The organism is Erwinia sp. 2186, from assembly GCF_057812255.1.
In genome coordinates this window covers 732,923-751,321 of record NZ_CM173824.1, presented here as the reverse complement: position 1 = coordinate 751,321, position 18,399 = coordinate 732,923, and the positions used below count along the sequence as shown (strand labels likewise).

The 18,399-nt window shown below is 56.6% G+C and carries 18 protein-coding genes; 4 read left to right on the top strand and 14 right to left on the bottom strand.

From position 1 onward, the window contains the following. Nucleotides 1-28: 28 nt before the first annotated feature. From ftsP to ACXKZG_RS03455, 4 genes are all read right to left on the bottom strand, one after another. The gene (gene ftsP / locus ACXKZG_RS03470; protein WP_488875700.1) at nt 29-1,447 is read right to left on the bottom strand and encodes a cell division protein FtsP; all 1,419 of its coding nucleotides are present in this window, start codon (nt 1,445-1,447) and stop codon (nt 29-31) included. A gap of 107 nt (nt 1,448-1,554) precedes the next feature. Then, complete coding sequence (locus tag ACXKZG_RS03465; protein WP_013203845.1) at nt 1,555-2,292, bottom strand: 1-acylglycerol-3-phosphate O-acyltransferase; 738 nt, start codon at nt 2,290-2,292, stop codon at nt 1,555-1,557. 180 nt (nt 2,293-2,472) lie between these two features. Then, on the bottom strand, nt 2,473-4,746 hold the full coding sequence (gene parC, locus ACXKZG_RS03460) for a DNA topoisomerase IV subunit A (RefSeq protein ID WP_488875699.1): 2,274 nt from the start codon (nt 4,744-4,746) through the stop codon (nt 2,473-2,475). A 148-nt stretch (nt 4,747-4,894) separates the two neighbouring features. Next, on the bottom strand, nt 4,895-5,665 hold the full coding sequence (locus ACXKZG_RS03455; protein ID WP_471720981.1) for a transporter substrate-binding domain-containing protein: 771 nt from the start codon (nt 5,663-5,665) through the stop codon (nt 4,895-4,897). 165 nt (nt 5,666-5,830) lie between these two features. Here ACXKZG_RS03455 and ACXKZG_RS03450 point away from each other — a divergent pair, with 165 nt between their 5' ends. Together ACXKZG_RS03450 and ACXKZG_RS03445 are read left to right on the top strand one after the other, a co-directional pair. Continuing rightward, on the top strand, nt 5,831-6,412 hold the full coding sequence (locus ACXKZG_RS03450; RefSeq protein ID WP_346567159.1) for an NAD(P)H-dependent oxidoreductase: 582 nt from the start codon (nt 5,831-5,833) through the stop codon (nt 6,410-6,412). 33 nt (nt 6,413-6,445) lie between these two features. Further along, nucleotides 6,446-6,754 carry a putative quinol monooxygenase gene (locus tag ACXKZG_RS03445; protein WP_013203849.1) on the top strand — a complete coding sequence of 103 codons (309 nt, stop codon included), beginning with the start codon at nt 6,446-6,448 and terminating at the stop codon, nt 6,752-6,754. Between the two features lie 96 nt (nt 6,755-6,850). On the opposite strand, the gene ACXKZG_RS03440 is transcribed toward ACXKZG_RS03445, so the two are convergent. From ACXKZG_RS03440 to ACXKZG_RS03420, 5 genes are all read right to left on the bottom strand, one after another. Next, nucleotides 6,851-7,750, bottom strand: a complete 900-nt coding sequence (locus tag ACXKZG_RS03440; protein ID WP_013203863.1) for a LysR family transcriptional regulator — start codon at nt 7,748-7,750, stop codon at nt 6,851-6,853. A 99-nt stretch (nt 7,751-7,849) separates the two neighbouring features. Continuing rightward, complete coding sequence (locus ACXKZG_RS03435) at nt 7,850-8,227, bottom strand: DUF1090 domain-containing protein (protein ID WP_134822764.1); 378 nt, start codon at nt 8,225-8,227, stop codon at nt 7,850-7,852. Between the two features lie 16 nt (nt 8,228-8,243). Beyond that, a complete protein-coding gene (locus ACXKZG_RS03430) occupies nt 8,244-8,726 on the bottom strand; it encodes a GlcG/HbpS family heme-binding protein (protein ID WP_134822765.1) in 483 nt (160 codons plus the stop codon). Nucleotides 8,727-8,796: 70 nt separating this feature from the next. Then, nucleotides 8,797-9,444, bottom strand: coding sequence for a response regulator transcription factor (locus ACXKZG_RS03425; RefSeq protein ID WP_488875698.1), 648 nt, complete (start codon nt 9,442-9,444; stop codon nt 8,797-8,799). Beyond that, complete coding sequence (locus tag ACXKZG_RS03420; RefSeq protein ID WP_488875697.1) at nt 9,441-10,766, bottom strand: sensor histidine kinase; 1,326 nt, start codon at nt 10,764-10,766, stop codon at nt 9,441-9,443. Before ACXKZG_RS03420 ends, ACXKZG_RS03425 begins: the two co-directional genes overlap by 4 nt. Nucleotides 10,767-10,961: 195 nt before the next feature. Here ACXKZG_RS03420 and ampC point away from each other — a divergent pair, with 195 nt between their 5' ends. Continuing rightward, nucleotides 10,962-12,128 carry a class C beta-lactamase gene (gene ampC / locus ACXKZG_RS03415; RefSeq protein WP_488875696.1) on the top strand — a complete coding sequence of 389 codons (1,167 nt, stop codon included), beginning with the start codon at nt 10,962-10,964 and terminating at the stop codon, nt 12,126-12,128. An 80-nt stretch (nt 12,129-12,208) separates the two neighbouring features. On the opposite strand, the gene parE is transcribed toward ampC, so the two are convergent. Genes parE through nudF form a run of 5 tightly spaced genes read right to left on the bottom strand, consistent with a single transcriptional unit; the run spans nt 12,209 to nt 16,667 of the window. After that, on the bottom strand, nt 12,209-14,104 hold the full coding sequence (gene parE, locus ACXKZG_RS03410; protein ID WP_053144838.1) for a DNA topoisomerase IV subunit B: 1,896 nt from the start codon (nt 14,102-14,104) through the stop codon (nt 12,209-12,211). 53 nt (nt 14,105-14,157) lie between these two features. Further along, the gene (yqiA, locus tag ACXKZG_RS03405) at nt 14,158-14,739 is read right to left on the bottom strand and encodes an esterase YqiA (protein WP_134822769.1); all 582 of its coding nucleotides are present in this window, start codon (nt 14,737-14,739) and stop codon (nt 14,158-14,160) included. Nucleotides 14,740-14,742: 3 nt separating this feature from the next. Then, nucleotides 14,743-15,570, bottom strand: coding sequence for a 3',5'-cyclic-AMP phosphodiesterase (cpdA, locus tag ACXKZG_RS03400; RefSeq protein ID WP_013203871.1), 828 nt, complete (start codon nt 15,568-15,570; stop codon nt 14,743-14,745). A gap of 39 nt (nt 15,571-15,609) precedes the next feature. Next, on the bottom strand, nt 15,610-16,035 hold the full coding sequence (locus tag ACXKZG_RS03395; RefSeq protein WP_488875695.1) for a DUF1249 family protein: 426 nt from the start codon (nt 16,033-16,035) through the stop codon (nt 15,610-15,612). Further along, a complete protein-coding gene (gene nudF, locus ACXKZG_RS03390) occupies nt 16,032-16,667 on the bottom strand; it encodes an ADP-ribose diphosphatase (RefSeq protein WP_013203873.1) in 636 nt (211 codons plus the stop codon). Before nudF ends, ACXKZG_RS03395 begins: the two co-directional genes overlap by 4 nt. A gap of 212 nt (nt 16,668-16,879) precedes the next feature. Here nudF and tolC point away from each other — a divergent pair, with 212 nt between their 5' ends. Continuing rightward, nucleotides 16,880-18,358 carry an outer membrane channel protein TolC gene (tolC, locus tag ACXKZG_RS03385; RefSeq protein WP_488875694.1) on the top strand — a complete coding sequence of 493 codons (1,479 nt, stop codon included), beginning with the start codon at nt 16,880-16,882 and terminating at the stop codon, nt 18,356-18,358. Nucleotides 18,359-18,399: the final 41 nt, after the last annotated feature.

Below are 18,399 nucleotides of genomic sequence, written 5' to 3'. Positions count from 1 at the left end.
TTTTGCCTGCCTGCCCGACTCTCGCCACCTAAATCGTTGGCTGTATCAGCATCTGACCCGCCGAGCCGCGGTCGGCCATTTCCAGCGTCTGGCTGTAATAGACGAACGGAAAAGGTTCAGCTGAGGACTGCAGCAATGAGACAAATAACTCCACCGTGCCGTCGACCCAGACCGTATCTTTCCAGCCGCGATCTTCTGCCCAGGGCTGCGCGCCGTTGACGTTTTTAATCAGGAACTTCACGCCCTGAATATGGAATGACTGCGGCAGATCGGCATGGATAATCCAGCGCTCAAAGGTGCCCTGCTGCGCCTGCACGTCAATTCGCTCCATATCCCATAGCGCGCCATTGATGCCCGGCAATGAATCACCGAGGCTGAATTCACGCGTGCGGCTGACCGAACCTTCAATCACCTCATCGGCCAGCAAGCGCATTGGCAGGTTATCGGTGACCAGCGGTAACAGCCCGGTCGGACGCAGCGTCAGCACCAGCGTCGAGGTCAGAATGCTGGAGGGTTCGAACAGGCCGCGCAAGCGGTCAACGATACCGGCTGCGGTGCCCGCCGTGATCGACACTTCGTCGCCCTGGCTCATATCCACCAGCACTTCACGGCGTTCGCCCGGTGCCAGCGACAGCTGCTTGACCGCCACCGGCGCAGGCAGGAATCCCTGATCGCTGGAAATCACGTTGAACGGGCGGTTGTCGCTCATTAACAGCTGATAACAGCGGGAGTTGGAGGCGTTAAGCAGGCGCAAACGCACCCAGCCGCGCGAGACATCGACATACGGATTCTGCACGCCGTTGACCAGCAGCGTGTCGCCGACAAAGCCACCGCTGGACGGCGGGTCATACTGCGGTGAACCAAAGTTATCCAGGCGCTTATCCTGGATAATCAGCGGGAAATCATCGACGCCGTAATGATTGGGGATCGGCAGCGCTTTGCTGACCTCATCCTCAATCAGCCACAGACCGGCCAGCCCGTTATAAACGTGAGGTGCCATGCGGTTTGGCGTGTTGGCGTGATACCAGCAGGCGGTGGCTGCCTGGCGGATCGGCAATACCGGCGCCCAGTCCACGCCCGGTGACATCAGTCGTGGTGCGCCGCCCGCCAGTGCGCCCGGCACCTGCAGACCGCTGATGGTCATCGAGACGGGTTCATTCAGTCGGTTGCTGTAGATCAGCTTGACATCATCGCCGCTCCACACCCGCACCGTCGGCCCGAGATAGAGGCCGTTAACGCCCCACACCTGCGCCTTGTTGCCATCGCCGGTGAAGGACCAGTGGCTGCGTTGTAAGGTCAGGAAAATGGGCTGCCCGCGGCGCGATTCCACCAGCGGCGGGACCGGCAATGCGGTGCCCGGCCCGGCGGCGAACGCATTAACAGGCAACGAGCCCGCGCACAGCGCGATACCCGAAGCCTGAATAAACTGACGTCGACTGAAAGACATAAAAACTCCGTAAACCAAAACGCAGTCCTTATGCCGGACTGCTATCCATCTTTTATGATTCTGGTCTTTGCTGTGTGAGGGTAAGCCAGCCCGCAGGCTGGCTGAAATTATCTTTTATCGGCGGCTTCGCGCGCGGCCACTTCTGCATTCAACTCGTCAAGTTTCGCCATCATCAGTTCACGGCAGTGCGTCGCCAGCTTGCGCACCGACTGGTCGGCAAAAGCAGCCGTATCCACCGGTGGCAGCATTTCGATAATCACATGGCCGTTGTTCAGGCGGTTCAGCTTAATTTTATCGTGGGTGTTCGACACCACAATCGGGATGATCGGCACACCGGCGGCCATTGCCGCGTGGAATGCGCCGGTTTTAAACGGCAGCAGGCCACGGCCACGGCTGCGGGTGCCTTCCGGGAACATCCAGAACGAGATTTTTTTCTTCTTGAACTGATCGACCAGCTCGCCAATGGTGCCGTGCGCCTTGGAGCGGTTATCACGGTCAATCAGCAGGTTACCGGTCAGCCAGTACAGCAGGCCAAAAAAGGGCACCCACAACAGCGTTTTCTTGCCGACGGTCACCGTCGTCGGCTGCACAATCTTCGCCGCGGTGATCATATCGTAGTTATTTTGATGGTTGGCAATATAGATGGCGTTAGGGTAATTATCGGCGCCTTCTGGACGGCGGAGTTCGACTTTCAGGCCAAATACCGTCGAAAGTTTGCCAAAAAGATGGCCAAACGTGGCGACGTGACGCGGGTTTCTCGGGCTGAATAAGCACCAGATGCAGCCAAAGACACACACCAGGATTGAGTAAATCACCACGACAATAAAACGTAAAATTGAGAGCATCACATCCTCGTTATTGCTTTCAGACTCCCCTGAGTCGGCAGACGGTAACCTGACCTGTTACCGGGGCGAACGCCCTGCCTTCGGGGTACGGATAAAGTATATCCTGAAATCTTGAAATTGACTGCATTTCACTGGGTTAGCCAGGCTTTCGCCTGGCCAGCACGCAGTATACAGGGACCGTTACTCTTCGCTGTCAGCAACCGGTGCTCTGACCGGACCGTCAACTTCCACCCGATCGATACGCTGCAATCCACGTGGCAACAGCGTACCGCGACGCCCGCGCTCTGCGCGGAACTTCTGCAGATCGTCAGGCTTCAGCGTCAGCTTGCGTTTACCGACGTGCAGCGTCACCGAGGTTTGTGGTGTCAGCAGCAGCAGCCAGGCCAGATTATCTTCACCGGACGCCGCCTGCGCGGAAGGAATGGAGATAATTTTGTTGCCCTTGCCTTTCGACAGCTGCGGCAGATCGCCCACCGGGAACAGCAGCATCCGGCCCGCAGAGGTAATCGCTAACAGCAGATCGTCATCATGATGGATCGCCAGTGGCGTCATCACTTTGGCATTCTGCGGCAGCGTGAGCAGCGCTTTACCGGCGCGGTTACGGGAAACCAGATCGCTGAAGGTACAGACGAAGCCGTAGCCCGCGTTCGAGGCCATCAGCAGTTTCTGATCGTCGGCCTCCATCAGCACCTGCTCCATCACCGCGCCCGGCGGTGGCGTCAGCTTGCCGGTCAACGGCTCGCCCTGACCACGCGCCGACGGCAGCGTAATCGGATCCAGCGCATAGCTGCGGCCGGTGGAGTCGACAAACACCACCGGCTGATTGCTCTTGCCACGGGCGGCGGCGCGATAGCTGTCACCGGCTTTGTAGCTCAGGCCACCCGGATCGATATCATGCCCTTTGGCACTGCGCACCCAGCCCGACTGCGACAGCACAATGGTCACCGGCTCTGACGGCACCAGTTCGCTTTCGCTGATGGCTTTCGCTTCTTCACGCTCACGCAGCGGTGAACGGCGATCGTCGCCATACAGGTCGCTGTCTGCCTGCAACTCTTTCTTCAGCAGGGTATTCATTTTGCGCTCGGACGCCAGAATGCCCTGCAGCTGATCGCGCTCTTTCGCCAGCTCATCCTGCTCGCCGCGAATTTTCATCTCTTCCAGTTTGGCGAGATGACGTAATTTCAGTTCGAGGATCGCTTCAGCCTGCGTTTCGCTGATCTCAAAGCGCGACATCAGGACCGGCTTCGGCTCGTCCTCGGTACGAATGATGTGGATCACGTCATCGATATTGAGGAACGCTACCAGCAAACCTTCGAGGATATGCAGACGACGCAGCACTTTATCCAGACGGTGCTGCAAGCGGCGGCGCACGGTATCACGACGGTAGATCAGCCACTCGCTGAGGATCTCCAGCAGGTTTTTCACCGCCGGACGGTTGTTCAGGCCGATCATGTTCAGGTTGATGCGGTAGCTTTTTTCCAGATCGGTGGTGGCAAACAGGTGGTTCATCACCTGGTCCATATCCACCCGATTGGAGCGCGGCACAATCACCAGCCGCGTCGGGTTCTCGTGGTTGGATTCATCACGCAGATCTTCGACCATTGGCAGCTTTTTATTGCGCATCTGGGCAGCAATCTGCTCAAGCACGCGGGCACCGGAGACCTGATGCGGCAGCGCGGTGATCACCACGTCGCCATCTTCACGTTTCCACACCGCGCGCATGCGCACCGAGCCACGACCGCTCTGGTAAATTTTACGAATTTCGTTACGCGGCGTAATGATTTCGGCTTCGGTCGGATAGTCCGGCCCCTGCACGATATCCAGCAGCTCGTCGAGAGTGGTTTTTGGTGCGTCGATCAGCGCGATCGCCGCCTTCGCCACTTCGCGCAGGTTATGCGGAGGAATATCGGTTGCCATGCCCACCGCAATCCCGGTGGTGCCGTTCAGCAGGATATTCGGCAGCCGCGCAGGCAGCATTTTCGGCTCCTGCATGGTGCCGTCGAAGTTCGGGACATAGTCGACGGTGCCCTGTCCCAGCTCGCCCAGCAGCACTTCGGCATATTTCGACAGACGGGATTCGGTGTAACGCATCGCGGCGAAGGACTTCGGATCGTCCGGCGCACCCCAGTTTCCCTGACCATCCACCAGCGGATAGCGGTAAGAGAACGGCTGCGCCATCAGCACCATCGCTTCATAACAGGCGCTGTCGCCGTGCGGATGGTATTTACCCAGCACGTCACCCACGGTACGGGCCGACTTTTTGAACTTGGCGCTGTTGTTCAGCCCCAGCTCTGACATCGCATAGACAATGCGGCGCTGTACGGGCTTCAGCCCGTCGCCAATATAGGGCAGCGCACGGTCCATGATGACGTACATGGAATAGTTGAGGTAGGCCTCTTCCGTAAACTTATGCAGGGCACGACGCTCTGCACCATCCTGCGTCAGGTCACTCATTACTCTTGATTCCTCACATCGCGGCGCTGTTGGCGCGCCACATCGGGGTCGTTTGGCGTGGATAGTACCTTATCCAGGCGGGGTCTGTCACAGGGTACCGTGGGGGCAAAGCGGATTCAGGCGGGGAAAGATTGCCCCGCCATCAGGTTTATTTTTTAACGGCCAGCCACTGGCTGACAACCTGCTGATATTCGCCGGTGGCATTGCTCAAATGCAGCCACTGGTCGACATACAGTTTCCAGCTCAGATCGTCACGCGGCAGCATGTAGGCTTTCTCGCCGTACTGCATCGGCTGCTCAGGATTGATGGCGCAGAGCTTGGGATAATGCTTCTGCTGGAACATCGCTTCCGAGGCATCGGTGATCATCACGTCGGCCTTTTTATCCACTAACTGCTGGAATATGGTGACGTTGTCGTGGAACAGCGTCAGGTTAGCCTGCGGCAGGTAAGCGTGGGCAAACGCCTCGTTGGTGCCACCCGCCGGTTCGATCAGCCGCACCGACGGCTTATTCAGCTGTTCAATGGTGCGGTACTTCTTCTTATCGGCACAGCGCACCAGCGGGATCTTGCCATCGGTACCCAGCGGGGTAGCAAACCAGGCGGTTTGCTGGCGCTTCAGGGTGACCGACACGCCGCCCAGGGCGATATCGCACTGCTTGGCGATAAAATCTGGCGTTAAGGTTTTCCAGGTTGTGGGCACCCACTTCACTTCCGCGCCGAGATTTTTAGCCAGTGACTGCGCCATCGCGATATCAATACCTTCATATTGCCCGTCAGCGCGCAGGAAGGTGTACGGCTTGTAATCGCCGGTGGTGCAAACCGTCAGGACTTTGCTTTGCAGCACGCGGTCCAGATGTGACTGAGCACTGGCGCCGCCTGCAACCAGCAATAACGCGGCAACCCCGCTTTTAATGCGCATTTTTTTTATCATTGTTGTCTGTCTCATGGTAACTGTGCCGAAATCCTACCTTGTGAAGCGCCATTATTGCTCAAAAAGCAAAAGTGTTGTGATCAAACACACATTTTTCTCTGCGGTTCTCGCGCGTAGACTGGCCGTAATGTCATGAACTGGAGAACAAAGAGCATGAGCAAGATTTTAATTATTGATGCAGGAAAAGCCTTCGCCCATTCAAAAGGCGAGCTGAACCACACGATGACCGAAGTGGCCGCTACCTTTTTACGCGATGCCGGCCATCAGGTCGACGTCACCGTGGTTGACGACGGGTATGTGGTAGCCGATGAAGTGCAGAAATATCTTGATGCAGATACCGTGATTTACCAGATGCCAGGTTGGTGGATGGGCGAGCCGTGGATCCTGAAAAAATACATTGATGAAGTCTTTACCGAAGGCCACGGTTCGCTATACGCCAGCGATGGCCGTACCCGCTCCGACGCGGCGAAAAAATACGGCTCCGGCGGGCTGATTCAGGGCACCAAATATATGCTTTCCCTGACCTGGAATGCGCCACTGCAGGCCTTTACCGATCCCGAGCAGTTCTTCGAGGGCGTCGGCGTCGATGGCCTGTACCTGCACTTCCACAAGGCAAATCAGTTCCTCGGCATGGAAGGTTTACCGACCTTTATTTGTAACGATGTGATTAAACAGCCGGAGATTGCCGCAGATATTGCACGCTATCGGACTCATCTGAGCGAAATCTTTGCTTAACTAGTCAGACGACAATCCCAAAAAGGAACGACTATGCTCACCGTGATCGCTGAAATTTGCGTAAAGCCAGGCCGCCGTACGGCCGTTTTACAGGCTATTGAGAACGTAACGCCAACAGTGTTGGAGGAAGCGGGCTGCGGAAGCTATCAGGCGCTGACTGACTATAAAGCGCAGGTTCCCTGGAAGCAGCATTCGCCGGATTCCATCTTTATGGTCGAGCACTGGGATTCTCTGCGCCATCTGGAGCAGCATCAGCAGGCTGCCCATATGGAACAGCACCGCACCAACATCAAAGCCGATGTGGTGGATGTGAAGATTTTCGTGCTGGAAGCGGCTAAGTAACCTGCCTTAATCACTTCGCCCGGATGAGCACACCTCTCCGGGCGATTTTTCTGACCCTGTCGGTATTCGCTATATTTTCTCTGCACTTGCCCTTTTTTAAAGCAAAGGCTTGCTGGCGATCTGCTCGCTAAGAAAATCCAGGAAGCAGCTGATCCGCACCGATAAGGTGGTGTTGCGGTAGTAGACCGCGTGGATCGGGTGATGCATCTCGCGCGTCAGGTCATCCAGCACGGTAACAAGCCTGCCGCTGGCGCGATCCTCGCGACTGAGAAAATCAGAGATGCGCACGATCCCCTGCCCGTAAACCGCCAGCTGCCTGAGCGTTTCGCCACTGGATGCCGACATTGTCGGTTTGATTTGCAGCGGCTCCCCTTCACTCTTCCACACCGGCCAGACGTTATGACGATCTAACTGGCTGAAGCCCAGCAAACGGTGATCGTCCAGATCCTCCACGCGCGTCGGCACACCATATTTCGCCAGATAGTCCGGGCTGGCCACCAGGCGTAATCGGCTGCTGCCTAATGCCCTGGCATGAATACTGGAATCCCTGAGTTCACCAATCCGGATGGCGATATCGGTCTGCTGCTCCAGCAGATCGATCACCAGATCGTCGGTGTTCAGTTCAAGTTGGATTAATGGATAGCGCGCGGTGAATTCGTCCAGTAACGGCACGATCACATGCAGCATAAACGGCGTGGCGGCATTGACCCGCAGCCGGCCAGAAGGGATTTCACGCCGCTGAGCAATCTGCTCCTCGGCGGTTTCGACCGAACGCAGGATCTCCCGCGCGTGCTCCAGAAAAATCTGGCCCTCTTCGGTCAGGGCGATGCGACGGGTGGTGCGGTGCAATAAGGTGGTCTGCAGCTTCTTTTCCAGCCTGCTCAGCGCACGGCTGATGCCGGAAGTGGTCTGGCTCAGCTGTTCGGCGGCAGCGGTGATCGAACCGGTATCGACAACCACGACCCAGGCCCGCAGTTCTTCAAGCGTGATTTTCAAGGATGGCCTTAGCGAAAGTGAGGACCGGCTGAGTATATCCCAGAAACTGTGAAGTCATAAAAAAAGGAGCCTCGAGGGCTCCTTTTGCAGGTGCAGAGATTACTTGCTCAACTGCGCCTGCGCGTCTTTTAACTCTTCGTTAGCGCTGTCCAGTTTCTTCTGCTGTTTGGCAATTTTCTTGCTGTTGCCGCTGGCCTGCGCTTCACGCAGATCGGTTTCGCGCTCGGCGACTTTGGCCTGCTTCTCACTGACCTTCTGTTGGCGATCGGCCAGCAGACCTTCGTTAGTGCAGTGCTGATCGATCTCTTTCAGCGCTTTTTCCAGGCCCGCTTTCTGTGAACTGTTGCCATGGGCGTCGGCATAATTAATTTGTTCGACAACCTCTGCGCGTTTCGCGGCGCAGCCGGTTGCCGGTTCCGCGGCCTGGACTGAACCCCACACCATCAGCAGCGAAGTCAGTAGAATGATTTTTTTCATGATTTAGCCTTCCTCATTAGCCTTTGAACACATTATCGATAGCGGCCTGAGCGCACTGCTCATCCAGATTTCCGCCTGGTGCACCACCCACGCCTACCGAGCCGATCACCTGGTCGCCATCACGCAGCGGCAAACCACCAGCCAGCAACAGGAAACCCGGGATGTCACGCATATTGGCGGCACCGGCGTTCGACTGCGCGGCTTCCATCACTTTGCCAGAGGCGTTTTTCGCGCTCAGCGCGGTGAAGGCCTTCATGCGGCTGGCTTCAACGGTGTGCGGGCCGGCGTTATCCATGCGCTGCAGGGCTTTCACGTTGCCGCCACGATCGAGGACGGTCACGCTGACGTTATATTTTTTTGCCGAACAGGACTGAATGACGGCAGACGCCAATTCATTGGCCTGCTGCAGAGATATGTTTTTTTCAGTCAGCGACGCGGCATGTACCGGCAGTGCGCTAAAGCAGGCCAGTACGGCCAGAGCAGAAAGGGTCTTTTTCATCTCAGTATTCCTGTTTTCGGTAAGTGGACCCTATTCTGCAGGAAACGTCAGAGGCGAACTATTCGGTGGATTACCCATCGCGCCTGGTAGATCTACCAGGTTCAGACAGGGTTTGCAGCCGGGCATACTGCCAGACCAGCGTTGCCAGGTTGTTGACCTCAAGGCGGGCAAAGATCGAGGCACGATGCGCTTCGGCGGTACGCGGGGAAAGCGCCAGCGTCTTAGCGATCTCTTTGGCGCTCTGCCCTTCGACCAGCAGCGCCAGCACCTCGCGCTCACGGTTCGTCAGCTGAGCAAACTTATTCTCCAACTGCTGCCGTTCCTGCCGTTGCCCGGCGCGCAGTTCGCTCTCTTTGAAGGCCTCGCTGATGCACTCAATCAGCGCATCGCTGTCGATGGGTTTGGTAAAAAACTCCCAGGCACCGTGCTGGAACGCCCGGCGGCACAGGTCGATAGTGCCGTGGCCGGTCATCAGGATCACCGGCAGCAGCGGATAGTGACGGGACGTCTCTTCCAGCCAGCTCAGCCCGCTTTTTCCCGGCATGCGGATATCCAGCAACAGGCAACCGGTCAGCGAGGGCGTGACCGACGCGTCGCTTTCAAAGGCGGCAATGCTGTCGAAGGTGTTGACCTGCCAGCCCAGCGTCTGCAACAGAAAGCTCAGGGATTCCCTGATCGACGCATCATCGTCAATCAGCCAGATAGGTGACTCGTTCATTGCTTCTCCCAAAGCTGAAAACGCAGGTGTATGCAGGCTCCGCCAGCCTCATGGTTCGACAGGCGAATCGTCCCGTTCATGCGTAATACCAGGGTTTCCGCCAGCGTCATCCCCAGGCCGATACCCTCGGCGCGGGTGGTATAAAACGGCATCAGCGCCTGCTTCAGGCCCTCTTCCGAAAATCCTTTCCCGCCGTCGGTCAGCGTTATCAGCACGCTGCGATCGTCCACCCTGCACTGCACCCGAACCCAGCCTTTGCGCTGCGCGCTCTGCGCCTGCACCGCATTGCTTAACAGATTATGCAGCACCTGCTCCAGCCACAGGCGGTCGGCGCGCACCAGCGGTGCTGGCGTAACAAAATCGCGCTGCACGGCTATCTCGCCTTCGCGGATCTCCCGCGCCAGCAGATCCTCGACATGTCCCCACAGACGTTTCACGTCCACCGCTTCCATCTTCACTTCACGTTGTTCAAGGTGATCGCGGAAGCGCTGCAGCAGTAAGGCAATGCGCTGAGTCTGGCTTAAGGCGCCCTCTAGCGCTTTCGGCAGCAGGCTGAGATCGCCCTTGGCCACCAGCCTTTGCGCGCCCTGTAACCAGGTCTGGATGGCGGTCAGCGGCTGATTGATCTCATGCACCATGCCCGCCGTAATTTCGCCCAGTGCGTTGAGCTGTGAATGCTGATAAAACTGCGCGCGGCGATCGGCCTGGCGCTGGCGCTGCAGCTGATGCAGCAGCAGAACCAGCCCACTAAGCAGCAGCGCCAGCAGTAACGAAGGCCATATTTTGACTGCCGCCCAGTTTGCCGACGCGTCAGCGGTCAGCGTAAACGGCTGGATCTCCTGCGCAAAGGTCGTCGACCAGTGCCAGAGCCCGCCAGACTGCCCGCTGCCGGCGGTGAGCAGCACGTTTTCCTGCCAGCTTAACGTCAGATGGCTGAACTCAGCCTGCTGTAATGCCGCCGCGATGACCGGGCGAAAGTCCACCAGCTCGCGGACATTCTGCCAGGGATTATTCAGCCAGTAACGGCCATTATCCGCGAGGGTAATCCGCACTTCTTCAGAGCTTCCGCCAGGCAGGGGTTCAATGGCGACAATTTGCGGGAATTTGTGATTAAGCGCTTTGGCATCGCTGCCGGGTGAGATCAGCGGCAATACCGCCGCATTCTGCGTCAGCCGGTACGCAATCTGCAGCTCCACTTCCTGAAACGCCTTATTGAGCGCTTTCCATTGTTGATACAGCTGAATGCCGGGCACCACCATCAGCGGGATCGCCATCAGCAGTAACCAGATGATCAGGCTGCGTTTTATCAGCGGAAATGTCACCAGAAGATCCTTAATCAGCACATTGGCGGCAGAGTAGCCTGTATTATCGCCAGGGATCAACTAAACGGACAGAGAATAAGGGAAAGGGTAAATGTCGCGGCCATCACAAAATTGGCCGATTGCGGTTAAGGACATGTTAACTTCCGGGAGGATCCCTTAGCATAAGCCGGTTAATTAATTATCTGGAGCACTGTGATGTTTAAAGGACTTTCCCCTGTTGTTTGCCTGTCTGCCGTACTGACGTTGACCTCTGCTGACGCTTTTTCTGCCCCGACGCTGAGTAGTGAACAGATCAAGAGCGTGGTCGATGGCCAGATTGCCCCGCTGCTTAAAGCCCAGCAGATCCCCGGCATGGCCGTGGCAGTGATCTATCAGGGTCATCCCTGGTTCTTTAACTATGGCGTGGCGGAAGTGAAAAGCGGCCGCCCGGTTTCTGCCAGCACTATTTTTGAGCTGGGCTCGGTCAGCAAAACCTTTACCGGCGTGCTGGGCGGCTATGCCGTGCAGAGCGGGCTGATCAAGCTCGATGATCCGGTGGCGAAATACAGTGCAGAATTGTCCGGTAAACAGTGGCGCGATATCACCCTGCTCAACCTCGCCACCTATACGGCGGGAGGATTGCCTCTGCAGGTGCCTGATGCGGTCACCGACCAGAAATCGCTGTGGAATTACTATCAGCAGTGGCAACCACAGTGGAAAGCCGGAACTATGCGCAACTATTCCAACGCCAGCATTGGCCTGTTTGGACTGTTAGCCGTGGCGAAATCCAACAGCAGCTTTGCTTCGCTGATGCAGCAGCAGGTTTTCAACCCGTTAAGCCTGACCCACACCTACCTTCGCGTGCCCGAATCCGCTCAGGCTGACTACGCCTGGGGCTATAAAAATGGCCAGCCGCTGCGCGTGACGCCGGGTCCATTGGATGAACAGGCGTATGGCGTGAAGTCCAGCGCGCAGGACATGGCGAAATTTTTACAGGCCAATATCGATCCCGACAGCCTGCCATCTGAGGATGCGGTGCTGAAAAAATCGCTGCTGACCGCGCAGAAAGGCTATTACCAGGTGGGGAATTTCCGGCAGGGACTGGGTTGGGAAATGTATGACTGGCCGACCAATCCCCAGACGATTATTGCCGACAGCGCCAATGACGTTGCCCTGAAGCCACGTGAGGTCCGTGCGCTGGTGCCGGCCCGTGCGGCAACGCCCGCCAGCTGGATCCATAAGACCGGCAGCACCAATGGCTTTGGCACTTACATTGCCTTTATCCCTGCGGAGAAGCTCGGGATCGTGATGCTGGCGAACAAGAATTACCCGAACCCGACTCGCGTGGAAGCCGCGGCGAATATTCTGCAGGCATTGCGTTAAGCTGTTAACCCGCCAGCGTTGACGCAATAAACAAGGCCCGGACGGTTTCCTGTCCGGGCCTTGTTTATATCGGCGTTAGATTACGCTTCGATATCCGCCGTATGGCCGTTTTCCTGCAGCCAGTTGCGGCGATCTTCCGAACGCTTCTTCGCCAGCAGCATATCCATCACCGCCATGGTCTTCTCCACTTCATCATCTTCAACCGTCAGCTGAACCAGGCGACGGGTGTTCGGATCAAGGGTGGTTTCACGCAGCTGTAAGGGGTTCATCTCGCCCAGCCCTTTAAAGCGCTGTACGCCAGGCTTGCCCTTTTTACGCTTGAGCTGATCGAGAATGCCGGCTTTCTCTTCTTCATCGAGCGCGTAATAAACCTCTTTACCCAAATCGATGCGGTAAAGCGGCGGCATCGCCACGTAGACGTGGCCGTTTTTCACCAGCGTGCGGAAGTGACGCACAAACAGCGCGCAGAGCAGCGTGGCGATATGCAAGCCATCGGAGTCCGCATCCGCAAGGATACAGATTTTGCCGTAACGCAGCTGGCTGAGATCTTCGCTGTCTGGATCGATGCCAATCGCAACCGAGATATCATGAACTTCCTGCGAGGCTAACACCTCATCCGAAGAGACTTCCCAGGTATTCAGGATCTTACCTTTCAGCGGCATGATCGCCTGATATTCACGATCGCGGGCCTGCTTGGCCGATCCGCCTGCGGAATCTCCTTCCACCAGGAACAGCTCGGTGCGGTTAAGATCCTGCGCGCTACAGTCAGCCAGTTTGCCAGGCAGTGCCGGGCCGCTGGTCAGCTTCTTACGCACCACCTTTTTGGCGGCACGCATACGCCGTTGCGCGCTGGATACTGCCATTTCGGCCAGCATCTCAGCGGTCTGAATATTCTGGTTCAGCCACAGGCTGAAGGCATCCTTCACCACGCCCGAAACAAAGGCTGCGCACTGACGTGAAGACAGGCGCTCTTTGGTCTGGCCGGCAAATTGCGGATCCTGCATTTTGACCGACAGCACGTAAGCACAGCGATCCCAGATATCTTCCGCAGACAGCTTCACGCCGCGCGGCAGGATATTGCGGTATTCGCAAAACTCACGCATCGCATCCAGCAGGCCCTGACGCAGACCGTTGACGTGCGTCCCGCCCTGCATAGTCGGGATCAGGTTGACGTAGCTTTCGGTCAGCAGCTCGCCGCCTTCCGGCAGCCACAACAGCGCCCAGTCCACCGCTTCCACATCGCCGGCGAACGCGCCGACAAATGGCCGCTCTGGCAGCGTAGGCAGACCGTTTACCGCTTCACACAGGTAATCGGTCAGGCCATCGGCATAGCACCAGGTCTGTTCGGTGTTGTTCACGTTGTCTTTGAAAACAATTTCAACGCCCGGACAGAGTACCGCTTTTGCCTTCAGCAAATGGCTGAGGCGCGAAACGGAAAATCGTGGGCTGTCGAAGAAGTTCACGTCTGGCCAGAAGCGGACGCGGGTGCCGGTGTTGCGCTTACCCACGGTGCCGGTGACGTGCAAATCTTCCACTTTATCGCCGTTTTCGAAGGCCATTTCATAGACTTCGGCATTACGGCGAACCGTCACTTCCACTCGGGTGGAAAGGGCGTTAACCACCGAGATCCCCACGCCGTGCAGGCCGCCAGAGAACTGATAGTTTTTGTTGGAGAATTTACCGCCGGCGTGCAGACGACAGAAGATCAGCTCAACGGCTGGAACACCCTCTTCCGGGTGAATATCCACAGGCATGCCGCGGCCATCGTCGATAACTTCCAACGATTGATCGGCATGCAGGATCACTTCGACGCGTTTGGCATGGCCCGCCAGCGCCTCATCGACGCTGTTATCGATCACTTCCTGACCTAAGTGGTTAGGACGTGATGTATCGGTGTACATCCCCGGACGGCGACGAACGGGTTCAAGGCCGCTGAGTACCTCAATGGAGTCAGCGTTATAGCTGGATTGAGTCATCGTATAAATCTGATTGGTGGCTAAAAGTGAGAAGCCAGTCGCCGCGACTCACGTCAGCCGGAGGACAAGCCCAGGAAGTCGAGGATCGGGGAGAAATGGCGTTCGAATCCGATAAAAGCATGATTGCCGCCCTCTTCAACCGTCTGGCGGCAGGCACTGTAGTAGTCCAGGGCCTGACGGTAGTCGAGCACTTCATCGCCCGTTTGTTGCAGCAACCAGAGCAAATCCGGTGACTTTAACGGGTCAATCTGCATCATTTTCAGATCGTAAATATGGCGTGACTCTAACACATATTGCTGGCCGGTGTATGGGTTCTCGTTGTTGCCCAAATAATCCGCCAACAGCTCAAAAGGCCGCACCGCCGGGTTCACCACCACCGCCGGAAGATGGAAGCGTTGTGACATCCAGGTGGCGTAATAGCCGCCTAACGAAGAGCCGACAATGCCGACCTGTTCACCGGATGCAGACATCAGCCAGTTCTCCAGCATCTGCGCGGCTTCGCCAGGAAAAGCAGGGAGTTGCGGCACATGCACCCTGAGATCGGGATGGTGAGCGGCCAGCCATTCACGGAACTGGGTGGCTTTGGCTGACTGCGGGGAACTGTTAAAGCCATGCAGATAAAGTAGCGTGGCCATCCGTCAGTATCCTTCCGAATCGGGATCGGGACTGAAGGCCCGCGTCGCCAGGCGTTCAACCTGCGTTTCCACCCGACCGTCCGGCAGAAGATCCAGCCAACGCCAGCCCGGCGCTTCGGAATCAATGGTGAAATTGGTGCAATGGGGTTTGAACTGCACGCAGGTCGACGGTGTCGCCAGCAGGCGGCGTCCGTTCCAGTTCAGATCGAGATCCTGATGAATATGGCCGCACAGTAGCGTGGTGGCCAGCGGGTATTTTTGCAGCACCGCATCCAGCGAATGGGGATTGCGCAGGCTGTGTTGATCCAGCCAGGTACAGCCAGAAGGCAGCGGATGGTGATGCAACAGCACCAGCGTGTGACGATGCGGTTCTTTCGCCAGCGTATTCTCCAGCCATTCCAGCTGATAGTCGCTGAGCATGCCGTGCGGCACGCCAAACACCTGGCTGTCTAACAAGACAATCTGCCAGCTGTCGCCGATCAGCACATGTTTCTCATCGGCAATCTGCGATTCGGCCAACGTACTGAACATCGCGGGCTGGAAATCGTGATTTCCTGGCAACCAGACGCAGGGCGCGGGCAGGCGCGCGATACCCTCAGCAAAATGCTGATAGGCTTCGACAGTATGGTCCTGAGCCAGATCGCCTGTGGCGACAATCAAATCATAGTGACGGGGGCTGGCGGATATTGCCTGCAGTACCGCGTCATAACTGGCCCAGGTGTTCACACCCAGCAGCGTTTCATCTTTACCTGCAAAGAGGTGGGTATCGGTTATCTGTAAAATCCTGACCGTAGACCCACCCGCCGCAGGAAGTAGTAGCCGGCTATCCAATCAAAATCCTTAGGGTTAACGCCATCTCAGTTGTCTGTCTTAGCAAACCGGTACGGCCATCGCGCCATGCGCCAAACAGTAGCGCAACCAGTCTGCGAGGAACTGGTTTATCTGATGCTTTTCATCACGCTGATGGAGCTTTTTATTAGGATAATCATAGCGCGCTTTGAAGCGATAGATCTGTTGCGTTGAACACACTTCCGCAACCATCGCATCGTGATACAGCCTGACGGACATGGCAGGCAGGCTCCAGTAGCTCACCGCGGGCGCGGTTTGCTTCACTTCCACCAGCGTGGTGTAACGCGTCGATTCCTGGATGGTGACAGAATAATGGGCACCGTTCACCTGATAGGTCACTGACCCTCCCGCCTGGTCTTCTTTAGGCAGCAGGCGACGCAGCTGGGCGAAATTGGTTTCGCACACGCGCATCATTTCAGGGAAATCAGGTACATAGCGCTTTATCATTCGGTTTTCCACTCGTTGCGTAGTTTTTTATGGTGCAGTTCAAGCCATTGCAAAGCGATGACAGAGGCTGCGTTGTCTATTTTCCCCTCTTCCACCCACTGGTAAGCCTGCTCACGGCTGACCACATGGACAAGAATATCCTCATTCTCTTCCTCCAGACCGTGGTTTCCCTTCGCCACGCTGGCATCCACTTCTCCCACCAGGATATGCAACCGCTCGCTGGTGCCGCCAGGACTGGCCAGATAGCTCAGCACCGGCTTCACGCGCGCGGGGGTTATCCCGGCTTCTTCTACTGCTTCACGCCGCACCACATCTTCATAGGTTTCGCCCGGCTCAACGATCCCGGCGACTAATTCTAACAGCCAGGGCGTCTCACTGCTGTCAAACGCGGGAATTCGGATTTGTTCGATCAGGACCACTTCGTCGCGCACGGGGTCATAGGGTAGCAGCACTGCGGCATGTCCGCGCTCAAAGACTTCCCTTTTTACTTCACCACTCATCCCACCCTTAAACAAGCGGTGACGAAATCGGTAGCTGGTGAGTGAAAAAAAACCGCTATAAAGTGTCTCTCGTGCAATAATTTCTACATCGTTTTTTGTGAAAGTCACTGGGTATTTTTTGCTGTTTTCCATCGGGGCAGCTCCATTCCGGATGAGTGCGAAAACGAGAAAAGCAACCCGAATCCGCTGAGAGTGTGGTTCTTAATGAATTATTTGAGTAAATTAGGGCAACATGGCACGTTCAGCCAACTTAACTGTTCCGTTTACTCTGCTAGAATCGGCGATTATTTTTTGGCTTACGTCAGCGCTACCATAGCAATTTTGCTGCACTACAAGGAATGCAAATGAAGAAACTGCTCCCGTTACTCATCGGCCTGAGCCTGGGCGGCTTCAGTGTCGCCAGTCAGGCAGAAAACCTGTTGCAGATTTACCAACAGGCTCGTTTGTCTAACCCCGATCTTCGCAGTTCTGCAGCAGATCGTGATGCGGCCTTTGAGAAAATCAACGAAGCCCGTAGCCCGTTGCTGCCGCAGTTAGGCCTGGGTGCTGATTATACCTATAACAACGGCTATCGCGACAGCAGTGGCCTGCATTCCAATACCACCAGCGGAACCTTGCAGCTGACTCAGACCATTTTTGACATGTCAAAATGGCGTGCGCTGACCCTGCAGGAAAAACAAGCCGGCATCCAGGATGTGACTTATCAGACTGCACAGCAGACGCTGATCCTGAACACCGCTACCGCCTACTTTAACGTGCTGAATGCGATTGATACGCTGTCCTACACGGAAGCGCAGAAACAGTCTATTTATCGCCAGTTAGATCAGACCACCCAACGCTTCAACGTCGGTCTGGTTGCCATCACTGACGTGCAGAACGCCCGCGCCCAGTATGACAGCGTGCTGGCTAACGAAGTGACCGCACGCAACGCGCTGGATAACAACGTTGAAATCCTGCGTCAGGTCACCGGCAACTACTATCCAAGCCTGGCGTCGCTGAACATTGACCGCTTTAAAACGGAAAAACCTCAGCCGGTTAACGCACTGCTGAAAGAAGCCGAAAGCCGCAACCTGAGCCTGTTGTCAGCGCGTCTGTCCCAGGATCTGGCACGCGAAACCATCCGTTCAGCCGAAACTGGCCATATGCCAACGCTGGATCTGACCGCCTCTACCGGTATGTCTAACAGCAAATACGGTGGCAGCCGCGCCAACCAGACGTCTGCGACCGATGACAGCATCACCGGTTCTAACCAGGTTGGCCTGAGCTTCTCTCTGCCGCTGTACAGCGGTGGCGCCGTCACCTCTCAGGTTAAGCAGGCGCAGTATTCATTCGTTGCTGCCAGCGAGCAGCTAGAAAGCGCGCACCGTTCTGCCGTTCAGACCGTGCGTTCTTCCTTTAACAACGTGAATGCGTCCATCAGCAGCATCGACGCGTACCGTCAGGCCGTGGTCTCTGCCCAGAGCTCCCTCGATGCGATGGAAGCCGGTTATCAGGTGGGTACGCGTACCATCGTTGATGTGCTGGATGCGACCTCCACGCTGTTCAGTGCTAAACAGCAGCTTTCCGATGCCCGCTACAGCTACATGATCAATGAGCTGAACATCAAGTCGGCACTGGGTACGCTGAACGAGCAGGATCTGCAGTCGCTGAATGCGCGTCTGGGCAAAGATGTGTCTACCTCTCCTGAGGCGGTGGCACCTGAAACCCCGGAGCAAAATAACGCGGCTGATAACGGCAATGCTGCACCGGCTCAGGTTCATGCTACGCCGGTTGCGCAAAGTACCGCGCCAGCTCGTGCCAGCGGCAATCCATTCAGTAAGTGATCCCCTGAGGGGCAGCGCCTGCTGCCCCTTCACAATCAAAC

What these genes read in the sequence shown, in the direction of transcription:
- ftsP (WP_488875700.1), bottom strand. Translation starts at nt 1,447, where the DNA reads ATGTCTTTCAGTCGACGTCAGTTTATTCAGGCTTCGGGTATCGCGCTG.
- ACXKZG_RS03465 (WP_013203845.1), bottom strand. Translation starts at nt 2,292, where the DNA reads ATGCTCTCAATTTTACGTTTTATTGTCGTGGTGATTTACTCAATCCTG.
- parC (WP_488875699.1), bottom strand. Translation starts at nt 4,746, where the DNA reads ATGAGTGACCTGACGCAGGATGGTGCAGAGCGTCGTGCCCTGCATAAG.
- ACXKZG_RS03455 (WP_471720981.1), bottom strand. Translation starts at nt 5,665, where the DNA reads ATGCGCATTAAAAGCGGGGTTGCCGCGTTATTGCTGGTTGCAGGCGGC.
- ACXKZG_RS03450 (WP_346567159.1), top strand. Translation starts at nt 5,831, where the DNA reads ATGAGCAAGATTTTAATTATTGATGCAGGAAAAGCCTTCGCCCATTCA.
- ACXKZG_RS03445 (WP_013203849.1), top strand. Translation starts at nt 6,446, where the DNA reads ATGCTCACCGTGATCGCTGAAATTTGCGTAAAGCCAGGCCGCCGTACG.
- ACXKZG_RS03435 (WP_134822764.1), bottom strand. Translation starts at nt 8,227, where the DNA reads ATGAAAAAAATCATTCTACTGACTTCGCTGCTGATGGTGTGGGGTTCA.
- ACXKZG_RS03430 (WP_134822765.1), bottom strand. Translation starts at nt 8,726, where the DNA reads ATGAAAAAGACCCTTTCTGCTCTGGCCGTACTGGCCTGCTTTAGCGCA.
- ACXKZG_RS03425 (WP_488875698.1), bottom strand. Translation starts at nt 9,444, where the DNA reads ATGAACGAGTCACCTATCTGGCTGATTGACGATGATGCGTCGATCAGG.
- ampC (WP_488875696.1), top strand. Translation starts at nt 10,962, where the DNA reads ATGTTTAAAGGACTTTCCCCTGTTGTTTGCCTGTCTGCCGTACTGACG.
- parE (WP_053144838.1), bottom strand. Translation starts at nt 14,104, where the DNA reads ATGACTCAATCCAGCTATAACGCTGACTCCATTGAGGTACTCAGCGGC.
- yqiA (WP_134822769.1), bottom strand. Translation starts at nt 14,739, where the DNA reads ATGGCCACGCTACTTTATCTGCATGGCTTTAACAGTTCCCCGCAGTCA.
- ACXKZG_RS03395 (WP_488875695.1), bottom strand. Translation starts at nt 16,035, where the DNA reads ATGATAAAGCGCTATGTACCTGATTTCCCTGAAATGATGCGCGTGTGC.
- nudF (WP_013203873.1), bottom strand. Translation starts at nt 16,667, where the DNA reads ATGGAAAACAGCAAAAAATACCCAGTGACTTTCACAAAAAACGATGTA.
- tolC (WP_488875694.1), top strand. Translation starts at nt 16,880, where the DNA reads ATGAAGAAACTGCTCCCGTTACTCATCGGCCTGAGCCTGGGCGGCTTC.